The organism is Campylobacter cuniculorum DSM 23162 = LMG 24588, from assembly GCF_002104335.1.
GTDB classification, from domain to species: domain Bacteria; phylum Campylobacterota; class Campylobacteria; order Campylobacterales; family Campylobacteraceae; genus Campylobacter_D; species Campylobacter_D cuniculorum.
In genome coordinates this window covers 1,865,001-1,889,293 of record NZ_CP020867.1, presented here as the reverse complement: position 1 = coordinate 1,889,293, position 24,293 = coordinate 1,865,001, and the positions used below count along the sequence as shown (strand labels likewise).

Genomic DNA, 24,293 nt, shown 5'->3' with positions numbered 1-24,293 from the left:
AATTTTGCAAAGTAGTATAAAAAAGTAGTATAAAATTATATGCATTGAAATCAATCATTAAAACATTTTGTATTTTAAATTTTATATCAGTTTATATCAATATTGAGATAAAATTTATTATCAATTATTTTTTTATTTAATTTTTTTCTATGAGACAAAATTTAAATTTTGCAAAATCGATTTAAAAGACTTTGAAAATGCTCAATGATCCCTCTTTTCTCAAATGTCCTTCATTGATTATTTTTCAGTTATAAAGAAGTTTTAAGCTAAAAGGATTTATTATAAAATCAATTCATTTATATAACAAAAAGGAACATATTATGCCCAAAAAACAACACAAATTTCACCCTAATGACACAAAGCTTGACAAAAAACTCGTTGAAATTACAGAAAATCCCGCTTTTAAAATCGCCCTCTTTTCTATGGCGGCGATGACCGTTCTAGGTAGCGTTGTGATAACTTCAGCTTTACCGACAATCACGAGGCATTTTGAAGAAATTTTGCAAAATCAAACTTCATTTTTAGAAATTTTTGCTTTTGAGCATTTGGATATTTTAACGCGTCTTGTGCTGACCATTCCTGCAATTTTTGTTGTGATACTCTCTCCCATTGCAGGAATGCTTATGGATAAATTTGGCAAACTTTGTTTTGTTTTCCCTGCGATGATTATATGGACGCTATCGGGCGTGAGCGGATTTTTCTTAAATGATATTTATGCGATTCTCACTTCAAGGGCGATTTTTGGAATGGCAACAGCCTTCATTATGACGGGAGCTTCAGCCTTGCTTGGAGATTATTATAGTTATGGGGGATTTAACCGCAGAGAAAATGCGTTGAGTTGGCAGGGATTTTTTTGTGCAATAGGTGGGGCAATTTTCATTTCTATTGCAGGTTATCTTTCAAGCTATTCTTGGTGCTATCCTTTTTTGGTCTATGGACTTGGAATTTTAATCACACTTTTAGCATTTATGTATCTTTTTGAGCCTAGAAAATTTAAATTTTACAATCACACTGAAGTGGAAGCAAAGGCGAATTATTGGCAGTTTTTTCCTATTTATTTTATAGGATTTTTTATTATGGTGATTTATTATATTTCTCCAACGCAACTTCCCTATTATATCGAGGAGCATTTGGGGCTTGACCCTAAATACATAGGCGTTTCAATGTCTGTTTCAGCTTTTTGTTATGGCTTTTTCTCTTTGAGTTATAAGGTCATTGTTAAGGTTCTTAATATCAAGCAAATCTACATTCTCACGCTCTTTATTGTAGGGACTTCTTTCTTGCTTTTATATTTCATTCACAGCTATGTCAATGTCCTTATCTCTTTAGCCTTGCTTGGAATGGGCGGGGGAATTATGCTTGTGAATAATTCTGCCTATTTGTTTTCAATCTGCCCAGAAAATGCAAGGGCAAGAGCCTATGGAATCCTTGCAAGTTGTATCTTTTTAGGGCAATTTCTCTCGCCCATTATCTCTCAACCCATCGTGCGACAAATCGGACTCATTCCTATGTTTTTAGTTTGGGCTGTGGTGATTTATGCTGTGATTGTGCCTTTTTTCTTTCTCAAATCAAAGAATAATTTTAATTAATTTTTTATATAATTTGCAAATTTATTCTTGGAGGATTTTAATGATAAAAACTGCTTATACCCCCCCCCATAAATATTTACAAAATGCTGTATTTAAAGAGCGATACATTAAACCAAACATTTCTTGGCGTGCTTCATATTTAAACGGAAAAAGAGGAATTTCGCGTGTATTTAGAATTCCTTTTGCGAGTCTTATGAAAAAATTTTTCTTAAAATCTTATTTTGAAAAAAGGGTTTTGCAGGGTAAGGTGGATTTGCCCTATTTGGAACTTGTCTTAACGACAAAATGCACAATGCGTTGCGAATCTTGCAACAATCTTATGCAATATTTTGAGCCACAAAAACAATACGCCTCCACTTTGCAAGGACTAAAAGAATCCTTAGAAGCTTTGTTTAAAAGGGTCGATAGCATACAAAGGCTTAGAATCATAGGTGGTGAGCCTTTGCTTTTCAAAGAATTGCCCGAACTTGTAGAGTATTTAGAACAACAAGATAAAATTTATACTTTTTCTTTGGTTAGCAATGGAACAGTTGATTTTAGCGACGATTTACTAAAAGCACTAAAGCATTCTTCAAAATTTAGAAAGGTGACCATTAGTGATTATTCTTTATCGCCTAATTTAAAGATTAAACGCGAACAAGAAAGTATTTTAAGAAATTTAAAACTTTATAAAATCCCATTTTCTTTAGATAGTAGCGGAGAAAATGCAAAATGGACCGATCCTGGAAAAATTTATAAAAGGAATCGTTCTAAAGAAAAAATCATCGAAAATTTCCATTTTTGCAAAATGCCTTGTGTGAGTTTAATGAGTGCGGAGGGAATTCGCAATGAAGAGGGAAAATTAAAAGAAAATGCTCACGCCCTAGCCCCAAAAGGAGCCATCTTCGTTTGCCCTGTGGCAAGCTCACTTTCACGACTTAAAGGGCTGGAGGAATTTGAGGGAGATTTTATCAATTTAGAAGATGAAAAGCAAAGATTTTTTGATTTTTATGCACAAGATTTTTTTAAGGCTTGTGATTATTGTCATGACTGGAGCAAACCAAGAAAACAGATTCCTATCGCCATTCAAAGCGATACAATTTTCAAGCTAGAACCTTAAAAATGGCAAAAATTTTACAAAAAAGCATAGAATTTAATCTTGCTTAAAAGCAAGATTAAAACCACCTCAAAGGCAAAATTTGAAAAATACTGAATAAAATATCAATATTCATATAGAATTTATAAAATTTATCTTTACCTATAAAATGATTTTAATTCTTATAAAAAGCTTTGCAAGACTCTTTGAAATATAAAGAAATAAGATTTTAATGCTCGATGGTTTAAATTGCAAAGAAATTAATCACCCCTTTTCATCTCTTAATCATATAAAAAAAAGCAAAAAGTAGCGAACATGCTCTTAGATGTATTTTTCAAGCTTTTCTAAGACTTCATCTATGATTTTGTGAGTTTCTTCATCGCTCATTTGCTCTCTTTGTTTGGTTAATAAAACATAGTCTTTATTGAAAGTTTCCCAAAATATCGTATCAAACACAGAAAACAATCCTATGCTAGGAATTTTTAAATTTGAAGCCAGATGTATCGCCCCTGTGCTAAGGCTTATCAGAAGTTTTGTCCTTTTCAGCAATGCGCACAGATTCAACAGCTCTGCGTTGTTTTCAAAAATAACAATTTCGCTTAAGAGTTTCTTATCAAAGGCTTCAAACTCCTTGATAAAATCCGTATGCACAGCACTAAAAGTTGGGATAACAACGGAGAGTTTTGGATGTTTTTGATGAATCTTTTGGATTAAAACAAGAAAGTCTTTAATCTCAAGCTTATATTTTGTGGAGACGCAAAAGGGATTAATCACTATGAAATCGCTAAGAGCATGTTTGTTTAAAAAATCCTCAACTCTCTTTTTATGCCACTCTTTAGGCTCTATCATAACATCTAAAGAGAGATTTTTAATGCGAGCGTCAAAAAGCTTTGGATTGATTTTCCTTGCGAAATGATAGAGCATTTCTGTTTCAAGATTGCACGGGGAAAATTTCCTTATAAAACTATGCCAAACAACCTTGCATTTAGAGGAAAATACAGATGGAAGTTTATTTCTTACGATAATGCATTTTACATTTGTGTCCTTTAAGAATCTGATTGTGGAATTTTCTGCAATAAGAGTGATGATAAAATCCAAGCGATAAGAGTTAATCGTCTCTAAAACTTGAGGATCATCTCTGTAATTTTCATTGGATTCAAACTTATCAATGAAATCAAAATTTTCAATCAATTGTTTTTGAACTTTAGAGCCAAAAAATATAACATTGGCTTTATAAATCGCTTTGATGGCAAGACAGGTTTTAAGAAGAATGAGGGCATCGCCTATTCCATGAGAGGCAAAAATCCCTACACTTAAATGCCCCCCCATTTGAGAATGTATTCATTTGTTTCTTCCTTATAGTAAAATTAAATCAAAAGCTTTAATCAGATTTTTCGTATTATAATACAAAAACTCGGGTTTATAGCTAAAATTTTTTAATTTTTAAAGTTTTTATGTGCAATTTTTAAGCTTTGCAAAAATTCTTGTTTGATGTCTTTTTTAGAACTAATATCAAAATTTTCATTTTTAAATCTAAATTTAAGTCTTTGAGAATGCAAAAGCAATCTCGAAGCACCTGTAAGTTTTACTCTTTCTTCTTTACTTAGCATATGGTCTAAAATACTTTCAATTTCTTGTTTTTCTAAACCATATAAATACTCGCCTAAAATTTTATGTTTCATATGAAACAAATGCAAACGAATTTGGTGTTGTCTTCCTGTTAAAGGTTTGCAGAGTAATAAAGAAGCGTTAAATTCTTTCCAAAAATCAAGCTTTTTAAATTCAGTGATCGCTTCTTTACCCTCTTTACAAATTTGCATTCTCATCTTAAAATTTTCATAATCATTATTTAAATTTATAGCCTCATTGACCCTAAATTCATCTTGAGTTTGCCCGAAAACTAAGGCAAGATATTCTTTTTGAATTTCCTTGTTTTCAAACATTTTCTTTAAAGAGCTTTGAGAATTTTTATTTTTAGCGATAAGAATAAGTCCGCTTGTCTCTTTATCTAACCTATGAGCCACACAAGCATTTTTGCCCCACAGATGCCAAATTTCATCACAAAGACTATATTGACAATGTCTGCCATTAGGATGGCTTAAGACCCCACTTTCTTTTTCAAGTATGGCAAAATCTTGGTTTTCAAAGACAATTTCAACCCCTTTTGGTTCATTTTTATAAACAATGAGTTCAACACAACCTTTTAAAATTTCATTCTTTTTTTCAACCAATTTTCCATCGCAAAAAAGTCTTTTTTTATCAATAAGTTTTTGTGCCTCATTCATAGAAATTTTTAATGCATCCTTAAGCGTTTGAAATGCCTTTTTTCCATTATTTGATAATTTAATTTTTATATAAGGCAAACTTAATCCTTTTCTAAATTTTTCTTAGATAAAATTATGATTTTTAAACTAAAATTATAGCCAAAAAAGGTTTTTAAGTTATGGTTGAAAGATATAGTAGAGAAATTATGGCTAAAAAGTGGAATTTACAAGCTAAATATGATGCTTGGCTCAAAGTAGAACTCGCGGCTGTTAAAGCTTGGAATAAATTAGGGCTTATAAGCGATACAGACTGCGAAAAAATCATAAAAAATGCTCAATTTGATATCAAAAGAATCGACGAGATAGAAAAGACAACAAAACACGATGTCATAGCTTTTTTAACGAGTGTCAGCGAGAGTTTAGGAGAAGAGAGTCGCTTTGTGCATTATGCTATGACAAGCTCTGATTGCATTGATACAGCTGTGGCTTTGCAAATCAAAGAAAGCTTAGAATTGATTTTAGAAGATTTAGAAACACTCTTAAATATTATTAAAAAACGAGCGGTGGAACATAAAAAAACTTTAATGGTCGGTAGGAGTCATGGAATTCATGGCGAACCTATTAGTTTTGGTTTGGTTTTGGCTCTTTGGTATGATGAGCTCACTCATTCTAAAGATTTACTTTTGCATACTAAAGAACTTATAAGTTATGGAAAAATCAGCGGAGCAATGGGAAATTTTGCCCACGCACCTTTGGAATTTGAAGAAGAAATTTGTAAGGAATTAGGCTTAAAAGCTGCTCCAATATCAAATCAAATCATACAAAGAGATCGTTACGCACAAGTTATCTCTGCTATAGCCATTTTAGCCGCAAGTTGTGAAAAAATCGCTGTATCGATAAGGCATTTTCAAAGAACAGAAGTTTATGAAGCTGAAGAATATTTTTCACAGGGGCAAAAAGGAAGCTCTGCAATGCCACATAAAAGAAATCCGGTCTTGAGTGAAAATATCACAGGGCTTTGTAGAGTACTTCGCTCCTTTGTAACACCAGCTTTAGAAAATGTTGCTTTGTGGCATGAAAGGGATATTTCACATTCAAGTGTTGAGAGATTTATTTTGCCCGATTCCTTTATAACAGCCGATTTTATGCTTGTACGTCTTGCAAATTTAATTGACAAGCTTCTTGTTTATCCTAAAAATATGATGAAAAATTTAAATCTTACAGGCGGACTTGTTTTTTCAGGAAGATTGCTTTTAGAACTCCCATTTAAAGGCATAACGCGTGAAAATGCGTATAAAATTGTCCAAAGGAACGCAATGAAAGTTTGGAATGATTTACAAAACGGAAAAGCAGCTCTTAATTCTAAGAATGAAAGCTTGTTTTTGCTTGAACTTTTAAACGATAAAGAATTAAGACAGAGTTTGAGTGAAGAAGACATTAGAAAATGCTTTGATTATGAGTATTATACGAAAAATATTGATGCAATTTTTGCACGAGTTTTTAAATAATTTTTAAGGTAAAAATATGAAAGTCATCAAAAGAAATGGACGTACAGAAGAGCTTAATGTTTCAAAGATTAAAAAATGCACTCAAGATGCGGTGAGGGATTTAGATGGAGTGAATTTAAGTGAATTAGAACTTGATGCAAAGATTCAATTTCGCGATGGAATTTCAACAGAAGAAATTCAAAAAACCTTAATCAAAACTGCAGTCGATAAAATCGATGTTGATTGTCCTAATTGGACCTTTGTAGCCGCAAGACTTTTTCTGTATGATTTGTATAAAAAAGTTAATGGAATGAATCGCTACAATCATTTAAGAGATTATTTTGAACGAGGTGAAAAAGAGGGACGTATTTTACTTGGACTCAAAGAAAAATACGATTTAGATGATTTAAATGATTATATAAAACCTGAAAGAGATTTGCAATTTACCTATTTAGGAGTAAAAACTCTCTATGATCGCTATCTTATTAAAGATAGTAAGGGTATGCCTATAGAATTACCCCAGCAAATGTTTATGGCTATTGCGATGTTTTTAGCACAAAATGAATTCAATCCTCAAGAATGGGCTAAAAAATTTTATGATTTAATTTCTAAATTTGAAGTGATGTTAGCCACTCCTACTCTCTCAAATGCAAGAACCACGCGCCATCAACTTAGCTCTTGTTATATAGGAAGCACTCCGGATAATATCGAAGGAATTTTTGATTCTTATAAAGAAATGGCTTTGCTTTCTAAATTTGGCGGGGGCATAGGTTGGGATTGGTCTAAAGTACGTGCAATGGGCGGAAGCATTGATGGGCATAAAAATGCAGCCGGGGGGATTATCCCTTTTCTTAAAATTACAAATGACATAGCTGTAGCTGTGGATCAGCTTGGCACAAGAAAGGGTGCAATTGCTGTTTATATAGAAACTTGGCATATGGACATTAATGATTTTATTGATTTGCGTAAGAATTCAGGCGAAGAAAGACGTAGGGCACACGAGCTTTTCCCTGCTTTATGGGTGAATGATTTATTTATGAAAAGGGTTAAAGCAAACGACAAATGGACCCTTTTTGATCCTGCGGATACTGCGGATTTGTGTGAGCTTTATGGAGAGGATTTTGAAAAACGTTATGAAGAATATGAAAAAAATGAAAAAATCACCAAAGAGATTATCGAAGCTAAGGAGCTTTGGAAGAAAATTTTACTCAGTTATTTTGAAACGGGTTTGCCATTTTTATGTTTTAAAGACAATGCAAACAAAGCAAATCCAAATTCCCATGTAGGAATCATTCGCAGTTCAAATTTATGCACAGAGATTTTTCAAAACACAGAGCCAAATTATTATCAAATCAAAGTTGTTTTTGAAAATGGCAAAGAAAGTTATTATGATGAAGATGAAAAAATTACAATCGATGGAGGCTATGAAAAACCAGCAAAAAAAATCAGCACTCTTGACAGCATTGAAGGCAATAAAGTCTATATAGTTGAGAAATTAAAAAATGATGGAAAAACCGCGGTGTGTAATCTTGCAAGTATCAATCTTAGCAAGGTTCATACCAAAGAAGATATACAAAGAGTTGTGCCAACAGCCATTAGAATGCTTGATAATGTGATTGATCTTAATTTTTATCCTCATATTAAGGTTAAAAATACAAATTTACAATCCCGCTCTATAGGACTTGGTGTTATGGGTGAGGCTCAAATGCTTGCTGAAGCAAAGATTTTTTGGGGAAGCGATGAGCATTTAAACAAGATTGATGAGATAATGGAAGTTATAAGCTATGAAGCCATTAATTCAAGCTCAAATTTAGCGATAGAAAAAGGGTCTTATCCGGATTTTCAAGGCTCGAATTGGAGTAAAGGAATTTTTCCTATTGATGTAGCAAGTACGAAAGCAAAGGCTCTTACTTTAAGAGAAGGATTGTTCGATCAAAGCGAGTGTGATTGGGAGAAACTCAGACAAAAGGTTAAAAGAGATGGAATGAGAAATGGTTATTTAATGGCAATCGCTCCAACCTCTTCTATATCCATACTTGTAGGCACGACTCAAACCATAGAACCTGTTTATAAACGCAAATGGTTTGAGCAAAATTTAAGCGGAATGATTCCTGTGGTGGTGCCAAATTTAAGTCTTGAAACTTGGCAATACTACACTCCCGCTTATGAACTTGATCAAAAAATTCTTATCAAAGCTGCTGCGGTGCGTGGAAAATGGATTGACCAAGGACAAAGTTTAAACATCTTTTTATCTTTAGATAAGGCAAGTGGAGGTTATCTTAATGAAATTTATCAACTTGCTTGGGAGCTTGGTATAAAATCAACGTATTATCTAAGAAGCGAAAGCCCTGATAGCGAAAAAGTCAATGTTGCTGATAGAAGCATAGAATGTGAAGGGTGTCAATAATTTTTTATGCAAAATTTATACGCTTTGATTCTTGGAATCGTAGAGGGTTTAACCGAATTTCTGCCCGTTTCTTCAACCGGACATATGATTTTAGCCACAACAATTTTAGGTATCAATATAAAAAATGGCGAATTTTGGAGTCATTTTTTAATCATCATTCAGCTTGGTTCCATTTTAGCCGTGCTTTTTGTATTTTGGCACAAGCTCTTGCAAGGATTTAAACTTTGGTTTAAACTCGCAATTGCATTCATTCCCACCGGATTGATAGGATTGTTTATCTATGGTTTTATTAAAAACTTGTTTAATGGCTATGTGGTCGTGTTTATGCTGATTTTTGGCGGAGCTGTTTTCATTGTCTTAGAATTGAGGCATAGAGGCAAGAATTATGCGGTCAATTCTTTAGACTCAATCAGTTTCAAACAAGCTTTTTTCATAGGTTTAATCCAGTCCTTAGCCATGATTCCGGGAACTTCAAGGAGCGGAGCAAGTATCATTGGCGGACTTTTATTAGGACTCAATCGCAAGGTTGCGACAGAATTTAGCTTTTTACTCGCTCTACCAACTATGATGAGTGCAACCGCTTATAGTGTGTATAAAGAGCCGAGTATATTGAGCAATACAAATTCCTTAATCCCTTTATTAATAGGCTTTATCACAGCCTTTGTGGTGGCAGTTTTTGCGATTAAAATTTTTTTAAAATTCATTTCTAAATTTGATTTTATCGTCTTTGGAATTTATCGCATTGTTTTGGGAGTTTTGTTTTTTTGTTTATATATTTTTGGTATTTTAGATGCTGGAAGTCTTTTTTAATTTCAATGAAATTATGTTAAAATGCTTTGATATAAAAGTTTTATATTTTCATTTTAAAAATTTTTAGAAGAATGAAATTGAGATTACATTTGAGTTTTATAAGAGGATTTGTATGGATTTTTCAAAAATAAGCGTGATTATAATCGTCAAAAACGGCGGAGCAACTTTGTTAGAATGTCTTAATTCGCTTAAAAATTTTGGTGAGATTGTTCTGCTTGATAATGGCAGCAGTGATGATACCTTAGAAATTGCTTATAAATTCAAACAAGAATTTCCAAATTTACGCATAGAAAAAAGTGAATTTATCGGCTTTGGTGCATTGAAAAATCTTGCTTTAAGTTATGCAAAAAATGAAGTAATTTTTAACATCGATGCGGACGAAGTTTTAGAAAATTCTTGTTGTGAAGAACTTGCTTTGCTTGATTTTGATAAAGAATGTATTGTTTCTCTCCCGCGTCAAAATCTCTATAAGGGTGAGTGGATTAAGGCTTGTGGCTGGTATCCTGATTATGTTTTAAGAGTGTTTCATAAGGATTTCACACATTTTAATGATAATGTCGTGCATGAAAGCCTCATCATTCCACAAAATGCAAACATTATAAAGCTCAAAGCGGGGCTGAAGCATTACGCCTATGACAACATCTACGGACTGCTTGATAAAATGCAGTTTTATTCTGACCTTTGGGCACAGCAAAACCTCCACAAAAAAGCTTCTATGCTTAAGGCTCTCGTGCGTGGGAGTTTCAAATTCATAAGGGATTATTGTTTTAAAAAAGGTTTTTTGTATGGTTATAAGGGATTTATTATAAGCTTTTGTAATTCTTTGGGAGTCTTTTTCAAATACGCTAAGCTCTACGAACTCACGCACAAAGCCCCTACTTGTGCCTTAATCATCACCACTTATAACCAAAAAAAACGTCTGGGTTTGGTGCTTGATTCTGTAAAAAGGCTTGAAGTTTTACCACAAGAAGTTTTAATCGCCGATGATGGAAGCACGGAGGAGACGGCAAGCTTGATTAAAGAGTATCAAAAGACTTTCCCCTGCCCCTTAAAGCACATTTGGCAAGAAGACAGAGGCTATCGGCTCAATGCAAGTCGCAATAACGCAATCAATTCCACACAATGCGAATACATCATTATCGTTGATGGGGATATGATTTTGGATTCCCATTTTATCAAGGATCATCTGGATTTTGCCAAGCATAAAGTCTATTTACAAGGGGGGCGCATTATCTTAAATCAAGCTCAAACAGATGAAATTTTAAATGGGGGGCAATATGACAAAAACAATATTCCCAAACTTCCCTTTGCTTTTAAAGCCCTTAGGATTCCGCTTTTATCAAGCCTTATTTATAAGAACTCTCGCATTACAAGCGAGGTTTTTGCCCATAAAGAATTGATTAAAGGCGTGAGGGGTTGCAATATGAGCTTTTATAGAGCAGACTTTGAATCCATCGGGGGATTTAATGAAAATTTTATGAGCTGGGGACGCGATGATAGTGAGTTTGTCGCGAGATTTTTATTCAATGGCGGAGAATTAAGACGTCTTAAATTCAAAGGCATAGCCTATCATCTTTGGCACAAAGAAAATGACAAAACAGAACTCTCAAGCAATCACAAACTCTATCTTCATACAATTCAAAAGAGAATCAAAGATTGGAGAATAGAATGAAAATATTACTCACAGCAAACACTATGAGTATAGGGGGGGGGGATTGAACGCGTTGTATGCAATCTCGCTAATGCTTTTGCAGAGAGAGGGCATGAGATAAGCATCTTTGCATTGCATAAAGAGGGAGCGGATTTGTCGCGATTGCATTCTAAGGACATTCAAGTCAAACTCTCCACCCATCGCTTAGGATTTAAGAAGCCCAAGAATAGATAGGGTAAGATTCTAAGAGAGTTTTTGCGCCTTTTTATAACACCACTGAATGCCTATTTGCTCTATCAATGCAGAAGGGATTTTGAGAATCTCATTTGCAAAGAAAACCCCGATTTTATCATTTGCAACGCCCCCTTTAATACGCTCAATAAAGTTATTGCAAAGTACAAAGAGAGAGCCGTTAAAATCGTGCATGGAGCCTATGAGTTTCACAATAATTTTCATCAAGATTTCTCAATATTCCCTCACATTGTTTTGCTTAGCTCCAAAGAACTCAAATCATTCCAAGCAAAATATCCAAAGAGTCACTTATCTATCATTCCAAATTTCATTCCCACAATCCCTAAAAAAAGCACAAATCATGCACAAAAGATTGTTTTGAGTGTGGGGAGATTGACACAAGAAAAAGGATTTTCGCGTTTGATTGAAATTTGGGACTTGGTGCAAAAAAATCAAGCCTTTAGAGAGTGGAAATTACACATTGTCGGCGAGGGAGGATTAGAACAAGAGCTTAGAGAGCAAATTAGTGCAAAAAATCTTAATGATTCTATTATACTAAAACCCTTTACAAAAGAGATTGAAAAGGAATATTTAAGTGCAAGCATTTATGTGATGACGAGTTTGTATGAGGGTATGCCTATGGTGCTCTTAGAGGCAAGTTCTTTTGCTCTGCCAAGTGTTGCTTTTGATGTAAATACTGGTCCTAGCGATATAATAGAAGATTCAAAAACAGGCTTTTTGATTGAGGATAATGCCCTTGAGAGCTTTGCAGAAAAACTCTGTGTTTTAATGGAGAATCAAAACTTAAGGGAACAAATGGGACATGCAGCCAAAAAGCGTATGCAAGAAAAATTTTCTAAAGAGGTGATTATGGAAAAATGGGAGGAATTGTTTGAGAGTTTGAAGGCTTAGCGTTTGTTTGTGAATTCAATAGTGCTTCAATTTAAAGCCCAGACACAAAGAAAATGACAAAACAGAATTCTCAAGCAATCACAAACTCTATCTTAATCCATTAAAACATAAGGGAAAAATTTAAAATCCTGCTCTATCGTTTATGCTAAAGATAAAAACTATAAATATGAGAAAATGATATTGGACTAAAATTAGGCTTAATTTAAAAAAAAATTAAGCCTTGCATAGTTACAATTACAGCTTAAGAGTTTATAGAGGTTGGTTACAATATGGAAAAAGAAATTATTGCTTATTTAGATAATGAAAAAATCATAGATACTCAAAGCATTAACACTAAAAATTCTAAGGATTTAAAAGCCCTTTATTTTGATAATTCTAAGCCGAGTTTAGAAGTTTTGCGTCATTCTTGTGCCCATTTAATGGCTCAAGCGATTAAAATTTTATATCCGGAGGCTAAATTTTTTGTCGGTCCTGTTGTAGAAGAGGGATTTTATTATGATTTTAGAGTGGAAACAAAAATCGGTGAAGAGGATTTAATAAAGATAGAAAAAAAGATGAAAGAACTTGTTGATTGTGGTTTTGAAGTTCAAAAATATGAAATCAGCAAAAAAGAAGCTTTAGAAAAATTTAAAGATGATGATTTAAAACAAGAAGTTATGCTAAGAATTCCGGATGAAAAAATAAGCATTTATAAGCAAGGAGAATTTGAGGATTTATGTCGAGGTCCTCATATCCCTAACACTAAATTTTTGAAATTTTTTAAACTAACTCGTATAGCGGGAGCCTATTTGGGTGGAGATGAAAAAAGAGAAATGCTGACACGAATTTATGGCATAGCTTTTGCGGATAAAGAGAGTTTGAGAAAACATTTGCACATTATAGAAGAAGCGAAAAAAAGAGACCATCGCAAACTTGGAACAGAGCTTAAGCTTTTTACCTTTGATGAGCAAATAGGCGGAGGCTTACCGATATGGCTTAGCAATGGTGCAAGATTAAGGAGTAAGCTCGAGCAGTTTTTATTTAAAATTCATCGTCTAAGAGATTATGAACCTGTGCGAGGACCTGAACTTTTAAAGGCTGACGCGTGGAAAGTGAGCGGACATTATAGCAATTATAAAGAAAATATGTATTTTACACAGATTGACGAGCAAGAATATGGCATAAAACCTATGAATTGTGTCGGGCATATTAAAATTTATCAAAGTGAAATAAGAAGCTATCGTGATTTACCTCTTAAATTTTTTGAGTATGGTGTGGTGCATAGGCATGAAAAAAGTGGGGTTTTACACGGGCTTTTTAGAGTGAGAGAATTCACACAAGATGATGCACATATTTTTTGTATGCCAAGTCAAATCAAAGAGCAAGTGCTTGAAATTTTAAGTTTTGTGGATAAATTGATGAAACTCTTTGATTTTGATTATGAAATGGAAATTTCAACCAAACCTCAAAAAGCAATTGGAGAGGATATAATCTGGGAAAACGCTACAAAAGCTTTAAAACAAGCTCTTGATGAACAAGGTTTAAAATATGGCATTGATGAAGGTGGGGGTGCATTTTATGGACCAAAGATTGATATTAAAATCACAGATGCTTTAAACAGAAAATGGCAATGTGGGACTATACAAGTGGATTTTAATCTTCCTCAAAGATTTAAACTGCAATATTCAGACAATCACAATGAAAAACAACAACCTGTTATGTTGCATCGTGCTATTTTAGGAAGTTTTGAGAGATTTATAGGAATTTTAACAGAACATTGTGGGGGTGAATTTCCTTTTTTTATTGCTCCGATTCAAGTTGGAATCATTCCCATTTCACAAAATCATTTTGCATATGCAAAAAAAATTCAAAAAGCTTTAATGCAATTAGGAGTGGATAGCGAAATTTATGAAAAAAATGAAAGCTTAAATAAAAGGATTAGGACTGCGGAGAAGCAAAGATTGCCGATGATTATCGTTTTAGGAGATGAAGAGACGGCAAAAGAAAGTGTTGCTTTAAGAGACAGAAGAGCTAAACAGCAAAGCAATTTGGGTTTAGAAGAATTTATCAATTTAATCAAGGAGAAAATGAATGAGGTGCATTTTTGAGTAAAGAAAAAGAAGTATTGCTCAATGAAGAAATAAGAGCAAATGAAATTCGTTGTATAGGCGATGATGGCAAGGTTTATGGCATCATTAGTTCAGATGAGGGTTTAAAACTTGCAAATCGCTTAGGGCTTGACTTGGTGATGATAGCCCCCGATGCAAAACCTCCGGTTTGTAAGATAATGGACTTTGGAAAATTTCGTTATCAACAAGAAAAAAAGCAAAAAGAAGCTAAAAAAAAGCAAAAAGTTATAGACATTAAAGAAATCAAACTTTCCGTTAAAATCGCACAAAATGATATAAGTTACAAGGTTAAACACGCTCTTGAATTTTTAGAGCAGGGAAAACATGTAAGGTTTCGTGTGTTTTTAAAGGGCAGAGAGGTAGCAAATCCTGAAGTAGGAGTGGCTTTATTAGAAAAAATTTGGGCTATGGTTGAGGACAAAGCAAACAGAGACAAAGAACCAAATTTTGAAGGAAGGTATGTTAATATGCTTGTAACACCGAAGAGGGGTTAATTTAAAGGACAATGAATGTTGCAAAATTTTACTCAAATTAAGGAAAGATTTGATTCTTTAAATCAAGATTTTACACATTTTATGAATTCTAATGATATTTGCACACAAATTTAATAATGCAAGAATCTCCTCGTTTTTTAAAAGAGCAAATCATCACTTATTTAGGCAATAAAAGAGCTTTGCTTGGTTTTTTAAGTCAGGGTTTTGAGTTTGCTAAAAAAGAGCTTAAAACAGAAAAAATCAGCTTTTTGGATATGTTTAGCGGTTCAGGCATTGTCTCTCGTTTTGCAAAATCTTATGCCAATTTTATCATTGCAAATGATTTAGAGCTTTATTCAAAAATCATCAATGAATGTTATTTGCAAAATAAAAGCAGAACTTTGCAAAAAGAGCTTAAAAACTATCATCATTTGCTTACGCATGATTTAGAGCTTCAAAAAGGCTTTATTACAGAGCTTTATGCACCAAAAGACGCACAGAATATACAAAAAAATGAAAGAGTGTTTTACACATTAAGAAATGCAATGTATATCGATAGTATGAGGGCAAAAATTGACGCACAAATCCCCAAAGAATTAAGTCATTTTTTCATCGCTCCCCTGCTCTATGAGGCGAGTGTGCATTCTAATACCAGCGGAGTCTTTAAAGGTTTTTACAAGGGAAAAGACGGCAGAGGTAAATTTGGGGGTGAGGCAGGAAATGCATTGGGGCGAATTTTAGGCGATATTTCTTTAAAAATGCCTATTTTTTCAAATTTTAATTGCGAATTTAAGGTCTTGCAAAAAGATGCAAATATCTTGGCTAAAGAGCTTGATTTTGTCGATGTGGCTTATCTTGATCCCCCTTATAATCAACATCCTTATGGTTCAAATTATTTTATGCTCAATTTGATTGCAGCTTATCAAAAACCAAAAAATATTTCTCATATAAGCGGTATTCCAAAACTTTGGAATCGCAGTGTTTATAATCGTCAAAAAGACGCGGAAGATTCTCTTTTTGAATTGATTTTAACCTTAAAGGCAAAGGTGATTTTGCTAAGTTATAATTGCGAAGGTTTTGTAAAAAAAGAACAATTTATAAAAAAACTTAAAACTCTTGGAAAATGCGAAATTTTGGAGCAAAAATACAACACCTTTCGTGGCTCAAGAAATCTCAAAAATCGTCCTATGCACATACATGAACAGCTTTATGTTTTAAAAAAATCTAAAATATAAATTTAAGATTTACAGAAAATTTTAGTTTTTAAAATTGTTTCTTATAACTTAGCATTTTTTGGTGTTAAATATACTAAAAATAATATTTTTTGTTTAGATAATTTTTAAAAATTATCATTAAATTGAAGCATTTTATCTTAATCTTAGTTATAAATTTAAAACTTTGCTTAAAATCTTTAAAAATTTCTCAAGTTTTAAGCTTCTTTTTTTTAAAAAAATATTAAAATGAAAGCTTTTAAAGGAAAAAGAATGAAATTAAAAATAGGAATTTTAGGAGCGAGCGGATATGTAGGAAGTGAGCTCGTGCGTTTGTTGCTTTTGCATTCTAAGGTTGAGATTGTTTATTTGGGTTCTAAGAATCATAGGGGAGAAAAATACAACAAACTTTATCCAAATTTTAATTTTGATTTGCTTTTTGAAGATGAAAATTTAGACAATTTGGATAAAAAAATTGATGTTTTATTCACTGCAACTCCGCACGAATTCACAGCAAAGATTTTAAATGAAAATTTACTTTCAAAAATGAAAATCATTGATTTAAGTGCAGATTTTCGGCTTAAAAATCCACAGGATTATGAAAAATGGTATCATTTTTCTCATAGCAATTTACAGCTTTTAGATTCTGCTGTTTATGGGCTTTGTGAGCTTTATGAGGAAAAAATTAAGAAGGCAAATTTTATAGCCAATCCGGGTTGTTATACAACTTGTTCTATATTGAGTCTTTATCCTTTAATAAAGGAAGATATTATAGATTTGGATTTTATCATTATTGATGCAAAAAGCGGTGTGAGCGGAGCTGGACGCGGGGTAAAAATTGAGAATCTTTTTTGTGAGGTTAATGAAAATTTCAAGGCTTATGGAATTTGCACACACAGACATACGCCCGAGATTGAAGAGCAATTAAGCCTTGCAGCAGGGCGAAAAATCACTCTACAATTCACCCCCCATCTTGTGCCTATGCAAAGAGGTATTTTAACGAGTTCTTATGTAAAACCTAAGATAAATTTAAGCGATGAAGAGCTTAGAAAAATTTATGAAAAATACTATAAAAACAAGAAATTTATAAGACTTTTAGCACCGCAATTATTTCCTCAAACGCGGTGGGTTAAAAATACTAATTTCGTGGATATAAATTTTAGCATTGATAAACGCACAGGTTTTATTGTCATCATCAGTGCTTTAGACAATCTCATCAAAGGTGCGGCAGGACAAGCGATTCAAAATATGAATTTAATGTTTGGTTTTGATGAGGATGAGGGACTTAAATTTTTAGCAAATATATAAGGAAAATTATGATCATAAGAGCAATGAAAAAAAGCGATTATAAAGCGGTTTATAAACTTTGGTGTGAGATTAAAGGTTTTGGACTTAGAAGCATTGATGATAGCGAAGAAAATATACTCAATTTTTTGGAAAGGAATCCAAATTTAAGTGCGGTTGCAGAGATTGAAGGCGAGATTGTAGGAAGCATACTTTGCGGACATGATGGACGCACGGGCGGATTTTATCATGTTTGTGTGCATTCTAATCATCGAAAAAAAGGCATAGCTCACGAAATGACTCGTTTTTGTTTGGAGGCTTTAAAACGTGAAAAAATCAATAAAATCGCACTCATTGCTTTTAAACGCAATGATTTAGGAAACGAATTTTGGAGACATTATGGCTTTACTTTAAGAGAGGACGCAAATTATTATGATTTGTCTTTAAACAATGCAAATTTGACGAATTTTAATGAGTGATGAAAGGAGAAATATGTGGTCTAGAGAAAGCGATGTTGATGATTATGTTAAAGACACGTTAAAAAAGTTAGGATTAGTCAAGGGTGAGCATTTTAGGCAACAAGATGCAAGTGCTTATCTTAAGGAATCATTAAAAGGCTTTAGTAAAACAAAAAATGCAAAGGGCGGTGGAATCCCTGATTTTACTTGTGAAACTTTGAAATATGATAATCGCGTTGTTCCTGTCCTTTTTGAATGCAAATTTAGTGCCAACTCAAAAGGCACTTTTGTTGATAGAATGGCAAGTTTTGATAAGGATAATAATGTAAGATTTGATCAAAATGCCATTTCTGGCTACGCTCTTAATGGAGCATTGCATTATGCAAGAGGGATTTTAGAGAGAGAGCAAGAAAAAGAGAAAAGAGAATACGAAAATTGCATTGCAGTGGCCATTGCAGGGAAAAGTCCTGAGGATATTGCCATAAAAGTTTATTTGGTTTTTGGAACTTCATCAAATGCTTTCATAGAAACCAAAACACAAAATTTAGACTTCCTAAAATCACAAGAGAGTTTTAAAGACTTCTTAGATAACGCACGACTCACAGAGATTCAAAAAAATGAAATTTTAAAAAAGCAAAAACTTATTTTAGGGCGATACAATAGGGATTTAAATAAACTTATGCATTCTCACAATATCACAGCACCACAGAGGGTTTTGTATGTTGCGGGATTGATACTCTCTATGCAGTCTTATTATGATGAAAAATACAAGAGAATCTGTTCGGGTTTAAAGCCAAATGATCTTGATGGGAAAAATGACGGAGAACGCATTTATAAGCAGATAGAAAAATACTTAGAAATGAAAGTGTCTGATAAAAAGAAAAGGGATTTAATGTTAGCTTCATTTAATGAGATAAAAAAAGATCCCTATAGAGATGAGATTCCAAAAAACTTTACAAGCAAACAGGGACAAAAGAAAAATCCAAACAACCAAATAGTCGCACATTTATTGAGTGAGAGTGCAAGTATTAATAAGCAAATTTTTGCTTATATTTATGAATACATTTATAAAGAGATTGATGGCTTCAATGCACACAGAGGGCATTTAGATGTTATGGGCGAACTTTATAGTGAGTTTTTGAAATATGCCTTAGGAGATGGTAAAGAACTAGGAATTGTGCTCACACCGCCCTATATCACTAAAATGATGGCAGAGATTTTAGAGATTACAGATACAGATAAGGTCATGGATTTAGCTACAGGAAGTGCGGGTTTTTTAGTCTCTGCTATGTCTTTAATGTGTGAAAAGGTTAAGGAAAAAGAGCAAAGAGGAGATTTAAAAAAGGATTATGGAGATAAATCAAGCGAAGAGCTGATTAATGAACTTAAGAAAAATCAACTTTTAGGCGTGGAACTTAATGCTGAAATGTTTGCTCTAGCTGTAACAAATATGATTTTACGCGGTGATGGCAGTTCTCAAATTTATAAGGGGAATAGCTTTGATGCAAGTATTGCTCAAATTATAAGAGAATTTGGTGCGGATAAGCTTCTTTTGAATCCTCCTTTTACCTTTGAAGAAAATGGAATGCCTTTTATCAAAATAGGGCTTGATAATATGTCTAAAAATGGCTTAGGAGCTATCATCATACAAGATAGTGCAGGGAGTGGTAAGGCTATTAACACAAATAAAGAAATCCTAAAGCACCACACCCTCATAGCAAGTATTAAAATGCCTCCCGATTTATTCCAACCTATGGCGGGAGTGCAAACAAGCATTTATGTTTTTCGGGCAAAGATTCCGCATGATTTTGAAAAGAGTGTGAAATTCATAGACTTTAGAAATGATGGCTTTAAAAGAGTCAAAAGAAACTTGCAAGAAGTGGATAATCCCTCTCAAAGATACGAAGACATCATTAGAATCTACAAAGGGGGATTAAACGCCAAAGTGGATTCTACGCTATGGAATCTTAAAGAGCTTTATGTGGAGGATACTATCACGCAAAATGGCAATGATTGGAATTTTGACCAGCATAAGACAATAGACACCAAGCCGACTTTGGAGGATTTCAAAAAATGCGTGAGTGATTATCTCGCTTGGGAAGTGAGCAATATACTCAAACAAGAAAACAAGGCTTCTTTGGGAAAGTCTCAAAGCCCTCGTTTGAAAGAGCTTGATGAAAAATTCAAGCAAAACGGGGGCACTTGGAAAGAGTTTAAGCTTGAAGACAAATTTGAACGTGTCGCTTTTAAAAAATTAGCTTACAAAAAATCTGATTTACCAGAGAATGCTACGCAGGAGTATGATTTGCCTGCTTTAACTTGTGCAAGAGAAAATCAAGGATTATCATGCTATGTCCCACGCAATGAAGCAACAATTTTAAAAAATGTCATTTCGGTTGCTGCAAATGGAGACGCCCCCGCCTTTTATCAATCGCAAGAATTTACTATTTTGCAGGATGCTTATGCTATAAGATTTAAGGACAAAGAACTCAATTCTTCGCAATATTTATTTTTAACCACACTTTTGCAAAAGGTATTAACTCAATTTAACTGGAGCAATAAATCAGGTTGGGAGAGAGTGAAAAAAGAAAAGATTTTATTGCCTATTGACAAACAAGAAAATATTGCCTTTGATTATATGGAATCTTATATAGCGGAGCTGGAGGCGGAGCGTGTGGAGGAGCTGGAGGCGTATCTCAAAGCCACAGGCTTTGAGAATTTCATTTTGAATCAAAATGAAATGTTTGCTTTGCAAAGCTTTGAAAAGCTCTCAAATCCACCAAAGAATCAAAAAGCCTTAAATAAAGATTCTGATTTTATAGGGGGGGGGGAATTAAATTATCCGCTTGATGATTTCACCAAAGAATCTTTCACGCAAACCCCTCAAATACAATCAAACATTTCAACCGCCCCCTTTGCAAATCTACAATGGAAAGAGTTTAAAATCGCAGAGCTGTTTGAAAAAATAGAATTAAAAAAATTAAATTCGCTCGATACGAGAAATTTTAGAGTTACCAAACCCGATAAAGAACATACAATACCAGCAATTGTGGCAAAAGTTGGGAATAATGGTGTAATGTATTATGTAAATAAAAATGATTTTGAAACGACAAGTAATAAGATAGTGGTAATTGCAGATGGTGCTGTTGCTTCGGGTTTGGTTTATTATCATGAAAAAGAATTCACCATACTTCATAACGCTTATACTATTGCATTAAAAAATAAAAACGAGAATAGGGAAAACGGCTTATTTTTGGCTATGATAATACAAAAATCCATTTTTGAATTGTTTAATTACGAAAATAAACCGACTTGGAACAAAGTAAAAAATGTTTCCATTTGTCTTCCCATTTATCCCGCTTCCTCGTGCAAAAAAGAGCAGAATGCAGACCAAGACCACCAAATCGCCTTTGATTTTATAGAAACCTTTATCAAAGCCTTACAAAAAGAGAGTTTAAAGCAAGTTGATTCTTATAATCAAGCAAAAATCAAAGCCCACAAAGAAGTCATAAAGGCTTAAAATTTAAGAGTTAAAAATTGACTCAAAAAAATCTTTAATCCATAAAATCTAAAATAAAAATGTTTAAATACTTTATAAGCCCTTTAGTGAAAATTTTTAAAAAAATTGTAGATTTATAAATAGAATTTTTAACTTTTGAGCATTAATATTTCATTGTAATTTCTTAGCTTTTAATGTGTTTTAATCGCTTTTAAGATTAAAGATTTTCATTTAAATTCTTTTAAAAATACTTTGCTTAAAAAAGTGCAAATTCTAGCTTATCGCTTTTTACAAGGCGTTTAAATGATTTCTATTTGAGTGCTTTTTAGTGTTTCTATCTGTTTTAGCAAACCCGCAAAACTTGACTTTGCAACGCTCTTTATCAGCTTTTAGAGGCTCTTTGTGAAGCTTTAAAGGGATTAAACAAAGAGATTAAACTTTGTAAAAAACAAGAAAAAAGTCGCGTTAAAGCCTATAACTTTTTGTGTGTGAGTTTTAAGTCTCTTAACAAGAGTGTTTTTTAACAAGCTCAAAGTTTTAAGAATTTTTTACTCAAATATTCTCAACACATTTAAAAGATGCGTTTAAAAATTCAAAACAAAAAATTATGCAAATTTCAAAAAGATAAAACAAGTTTTATGCTTTCTTAATATTTATTTTTAAATTCTTAAGCTAAAATCTTATATAATCTTAGAATTTGTTATAAAATGACTTGAGGTTAATAAATTTTTAAAGGAAAAGAGGTTGATGAAACAATACCTAGAAAAAGCTCATGTTCTTATAGAAGCTTTGCCCTATATACGCAAATTCAGCTCTAAAATCATACTCATTAAATATGGCGGTTCAGCTATGGAAAACGAGGAGTTAAAGCATTGCGTGATGCAAGACATTGCCCTTTTGAAACTCGTGGGTTTAAAGCCTATTATCGTTCATGGTGGTGGCAAGGATATTTCAAAGCTTTGTGAAAAACTTTCTTTAAAGAGCGAATTTAAAAACGGCTTAAGAGTGAGCGATAAAGCGACGACAGAGGTCGCTGAAATGGTGTTAAATCGTATCAATAAAACTCTGGTGCAGAATTTACAAAGTTTAGGTGTTAAAGCCATAGGAATTTGCGGTAAGGATGGTTTGCTTTTAAAATGTTCTCAAAGGGACGCAAATTTGGGCTTTGTGGGTAAGATTGAACAGGTCAATGTGGAGATTTTAGAAGAGCTTTTGGAAAAGGATTTTTTGCCTATTATTGCACCGATTGGAATGGATGAGAGCCTCAATACTTATAATATCAATGCTGATGATGTTGCTTGTGAGCTTGCTAAGGCTTTAAAGACGGAAAAACTTGTTTTTTTAAGCGATATTGAGGGTTTGTATGAGGATTATAAGGATAAAAATACCTTGATTTCAAAGCTTTCTATAAAAAGGGCTAAAATGTTGCTTGATAATATAGAAGGCGGAATGCTTGTCAAGCTTAAATCCTGCATCGATGCTTGTGAACATGGAGTTAAAAAAGTGCATATCTTAGACGGACGCGTTAAGCACTCGCTTTTGCTTGAATTTTTTACTGACGAGGGCATAGGAACCCTTATCACAAAAGAGGAGTATCAATGAATTTCAAAGAGCAAAGTCATATTCTTAAAACTTATAAAAAATTTGATATTGTTTTAAAACGGGGCGAAGGTGTTTATCTTTTTGATGAATCGGATAAAAAATATTTGGATTTTTCAAGTGGTATCGGTGTTTGTGCTTTGGGTTATAATCATTCTCAATTTAACAACGCAATCAAAGCACAAATGGACAAGCTCATCCATACAAGCAATCTTTATTTTAACGAAACCATTGCAAGAGCAGCACAGAATTTAGCCAAAGCAAGTGGTTTAGAAGCGGTGTTTTTTTCAAATTCTGGCACAGAAGCCATTGAAGGAGCCATGAAAGTGGCTAGAAAATATGCTTTTTTAAAAGGCAAAAAAGGCGGGACTTTCATCGCTTTTAAACATTCTTTTCACGGACGCACTTTAGGAGCATTGTCTCTTACTGCTAATGAAAACTATCAAAAACCTTTTAAACCCTTAATCAAAGGGGTGCAATTTGCCCGATTAAATGATATAAAAAGCGTTGAGAAACTCATCGATAAAAAAACCTGTGCCATTGTCTTAGAAAGCGTGCAAGGTGAGGGCGGAATAAAGGTCGCGGATAAAAAATTTTACCAAGATTTAAGAAAACTTTGTGATGAAAAAGATTTGCTTTTAATTGCTGATGAAATTCAATGCGGAATGGGAAGAAGCGGAAAATTTTTTGCTTATGAATGCAGTGAAATCTTGCCCGATATTGTCGTTTGTGCGAAGGCTTTGGGCTGTGGATTAAGCGTTGGAGCCTTTGTGGTGAATGAAAAACTTGCAAATTCTTCTTTAGAACCCGGAGACCACGGCAGCACTTATGGGGGTAATCCTTTGGTTTGTGCGGGAGTGAATGCGGTTTTTGAAATTTATGAAAATGAAAAAATCCTAGAAAGGGTTAGCAAACTCACGCCTTATTTGGAAAAAACTCTTGAAAATATGGTTAAAGATTTTTCTTTTATTAAAAAAAGAAAGGGTTTGGGTTTTATGCAAGGACTTAGTATGAAAAAAAGCGTTAAGGTTGCAGAATTCTTAAAAAAATGCCAAGAAAATGCCCTTTTGCTCTTAAGTTGCGGAAAAAATGATTTACGTTTTTTACCCCCTTTAATCATAGAAAAAGAACACATCGATGAAATGAATGAAAAATTAAGAAAGAGTTTGAAAGAATTTTAAAAGCATTGTGAGAATTTTTGATGAATGTCAAGTGATATGTAAAAAAGCAAATTC

At 33.4% G+C, this 24,293-nt stretch carries 18 protein-coding genes and 1 pseudogene; 17 read left to right on the top strand and 2 right to left on the bottom strand.

Annotation, left to right across the window (positions count from 1 at the left end; translation table 11 throughout):
* The first annotated feature begins 320 nt into the window (after positions 1 to 320).
* Together CCUN_RS09275 and CCUN_RS09270 are read left to right on the top strand one after the other, a co-directional pair.
* Entirely contained in the window at positions 321 to 1,589 is a 1,269-nt protein-coding gene (locus tag CCUN_RS09275) for an MFS transporter (protein ID WP_027305837.1), read from the top strand.
* A 40-nt stretch (positions 1,590 to 1,629) separates the two neighbouring features.
* Positions 1,630 to 2,688 (top strand): radical SAM family protein, encoded by a 1,059-nt coding sequence (locus CCUN_RS09270; RefSeq protein ID WP_085296691.1) that lies wholly within the window; start codon positions 1,630 to 1,632, stop codon positions 2,686 to 2,688.
* 297 nt (positions 2,689 to 2,985) lie between these two features.
* Here CCUN_RS09270 and CCUN_RS09265 read toward each other — a convergent pair whose 3' ends face one another.
* On the bottom strand, positions 2,986 to 3,993 hold the full coding sequence (locus CCUN_RS09265; protein ID WP_027305835.1) for a glycosyltransferase family 9 protein: 1,008 nt from the start codon (positions 3,991 to 3,993) through the stop codon (positions 2,986 to 2,988).
* A 107-nt stretch (positions 3,994 to 4,100) separates the two neighbouring features.
* The gene (locus CCUN_RS09260) at positions 4,101 to 5,027 is read right to left on the bottom strand and encodes an RluA family pseudouridine synthase (protein WP_027305834.1); all 927 of its coding nucleotides are present in this window, start codon (positions 5,025 to 5,027) and stop codon (positions 4,101 to 4,103) included.
* A gap of 80 nt (positions 5,028 to 5,107) precedes the next feature.
* On the opposite strand from CCUN_RS09260, the gene purB reads away from it, so the two are divergent.
* The 15 genes and pseudogenes from purB (at position 5,108) to CCUN_RS09195 (ending at position 24,239) form a co-directional block, all read left to right on the top strand.
* Complete coding sequence (gene purB, locus CCUN_RS09255) at positions 5,108 to 6,436, top strand: adenylosuccinate lyase (protein ID WP_027305833.1); 1,329 nt, start codon at positions 5,108 to 5,110, stop codon at positions 6,434 to 6,436.
* Between the two features lie 16 nt (positions 6,437 to 6,452).
* Entirely contained in the window at positions 6,453 to 8,822 is a 2,370-nt protein-coding gene (locus CCUN_RS09250) for a ribonucleoside-diphosphate reductase subunit alpha (RefSeq protein ID WP_027305832.1), read from the top strand.
* A gap of 6 nt (positions 8,823 to 8,828) precedes the next feature.
* Positions 8,829 to 9,632 carry an undecaprenyl-diphosphate phosphatase gene (locus CCUN_RS09245; protein ID WP_027305831.1) on the top strand — a complete coding sequence of 268 codons (804 nt, stop codon included), beginning with the start codon at positions 8,829 to 8,831 and terminating at the stop codon, positions 9,630 to 9,632.
* 112 nt (positions 9,633 to 9,744) lie between these two features.
* Positions 9,745 to 11,304 (top strand): glycosyltransferase family 2 protein, encoded by a 1,560-nt coding sequence (locus CCUN_RS09240; RefSeq protein ID WP_027305830.1) that lies wholly within the window; start codon positions 9,745 to 9,747, stop codon positions 11,302 to 11,304.
* A 42-nt stretch (positions 11,305 to 11,346) separates the two neighbouring features.
* Positions 11,347 to 11,517, top strand: coding sequence for a hypothetical protein (locus CCUN_RS10295; protein WP_125921799.1), 171 nt, complete (start codon positions 11,347 to 11,349; stop codon positions 11,515 to 11,517).
* Between the two features lie 21 nt (positions 11,518 to 11,538).
* A complete protein-coding gene (locus CCUN_RS09235; protein ID WP_164502913.1) occupies positions 11,539 to 12,426 on the top strand; it encodes a glycosyltransferase in 888 nt (295 codons plus the stop codon).
* Between the two features lie 269 nt (positions 12,427 to 12,695).
* A complete protein-coding gene (thrS, locus tag CCUN_RS09230) occupies positions 12,696 to 14,513 on the top strand; it encodes a threonine--tRNA ligase (protein WP_027305828.1) in 1,818 nt (605 codons plus the stop codon).
* Positions 14,510 to 15,028 (top strand): translation initiation factor IF-3, encoded by a 519-nt coding sequence (infC, locus tag CCUN_RS09225; RefSeq protein WP_027305827.1) that lies wholly within the window; start codon positions 14,510 to 14,512, stop codon positions 15,026 to 15,028. The genes thrS and infC overlap by 4 nt, the downstream gene beginning before the upstream one ends.
* Before the next feature lie 116 nt (positions 15,029 to 15,144).
* Positions 15,145 to 16,242, top strand: coding sequence for a DNA adenine methylase (locus tag CCUN_RS09220; protein WP_027305826.1), 1,098 nt, complete (start codon positions 15,145 to 15,147; stop codon positions 16,240 to 16,242).
* Between the two features lie 249 nt (positions 16,243 to 16,491).
* Positions 16,492 to 17,526, top strand: coding sequence for an N-acetyl-gamma-glutamyl-phosphate reductase (argC, locus tag CCUN_RS09215; protein ID WP_027305825.1), 1,035 nt, complete (start codon positions 16,492 to 16,494; stop codon positions 17,524 to 17,526).
* An 8-nt stretch (positions 17,527 to 17,534) separates the two neighbouring features.
* Positions 17,535 to 17,981: a GNAT family N-acetyltransferase gene (locus CCUN_RS09210; protein WP_027305824.1), complete on the top strand. Its 447-nt coding sequence runs from the start codon at positions 17,535 to 17,537 to the stop codon at positions 17,979 to 17,981.
* A gap of 13 nt (positions 17,982 to 17,994) precedes the next feature.
* Positions 17,995 to 20,085 (top strand): annotated as a pseudogene (locus CCUN_RS10100) (HsdM family class I SAM-dependent methyltransferase); the annotation flags it as partial.
* Complete coding sequence (locus CCUN_RS10095) at positions 20,062 to 21,480, top strand: restriction endonuclease subunit S (protein ID WP_232087700.1); 1,419 nt, start codon at positions 20,062 to 20,064, stop codon at positions 21,478 to 21,480. The pseudogene CCUN_RS10100 and the gene CCUN_RS10095, both read left to right, overlap by 24 nt.
* A 726-nt stretch (positions 21,481 to 22,206) precedes the next feature.
* The gene (gene argB / locus CCUN_RS09200; protein ID WP_027305822.1) at positions 22,207 to 23,061 is read left to right on the top strand and encodes an acetylglutamate kinase; all 855 of its coding nucleotides are present in this window, start codon (positions 22,207 to 22,209) and stop codon (positions 23,059 to 23,061) included.
* Positions 23,058 to 24,239: an aspartate aminotransferase family protein gene (locus CCUN_RS09195; protein WP_027305821.1), complete on the top strand. Its 1,182-nt coding sequence runs from the start codon at positions 23,058 to 23,060 to the stop codon at positions 24,237 to 24,239. Before argB ends, CCUN_RS09195 begins: the two co-directional genes overlap by 4 nt.
* Positions 24,240 to 24,293: the final 54 nt, after the last annotated feature.

Coding starts and splice junctions, on each gene's coding strand:
- CCUN_RS09275 (WP_027305837.1), top strand. CDS start 321: ATGCCCAAAAAACAACACAAATTTCACCCTAATGACACAAAGCTTGAC.
- CCUN_RS09270 (WP_085296691.1), top strand. CDS start 1,630: ATGATAAAAACTGCTTATACCCCCCCCCATAAATATTTACAAAATGCT.
- CCUN_RS09265 (WP_027305835.1), bottom strand. CDS start 3,993: ATGGGGGGGCATTTAAGTGTAGGGATTTTTGCCTCTCATGGAATAGGC.
- purB (WP_027305833.1), top strand. CDS start 5,108: ATGGTTGAAAGATATAGTAGAGAAATTATGGCTAAAAAGTGGAATTTA.
- CCUN_RS09250 (WP_027305832.1), top strand. CDS start 6,453: ATGAAAGTCATCAAAAGAAATGGACGTACAGAAGAGCTTAATGTTTCA.
- CCUN_RS09245 (WP_027305831.1), top strand. CDS start 8,829: ATGCAAAATTTATACGCTTTGATTCTTGGAATCGTAGAGGGTTTAACC.
- CCUN_RS09240 (WP_027305830.1), top strand. CDS start 9,745: ATGGATTTTTCAAAAATAAGCGTGATTATAATCGTCAAAAACGGCGGA.
- thrS (WP_027305828.1), top strand. CDS start 12,696: ATGGAAAAAGAAATTATTGCTTATTTAGATAATGAAAAAATCATAGAT.
- CCUN_RS09220 (WP_027305826.1), top strand. CDS start 15,145: ATGCAAGAATCTCCTCGTTTTTTAAAAGAGCAAATCATCACTTATTTA.
- argC (WP_027305825.1), top strand. CDS start 16,492: ATGAAATTAAAAATAGGAATTTTAGGAGCGAGCGGATATGTAGGAAGT.
- CCUN_RS09210 (WP_027305824.1), top strand. CDS start 17,535: ATGATCATAAGAGCAATGAAAAAAAGCGATTATAAAGCGGTTTATAAA.
- argB (WP_027305822.1), top strand. CDS start 22,207: ATGAAACAATACCTAGAAAAAGCTCATGTTCTTATAGAAGCTTTGCCC.
- CCUN_RS09195 (WP_027305821.1), top strand. CDS start 23,058: ATGAATTTCAAAGAGCAAAGTCATATTCTTAAAACTTATAAAAAATTT.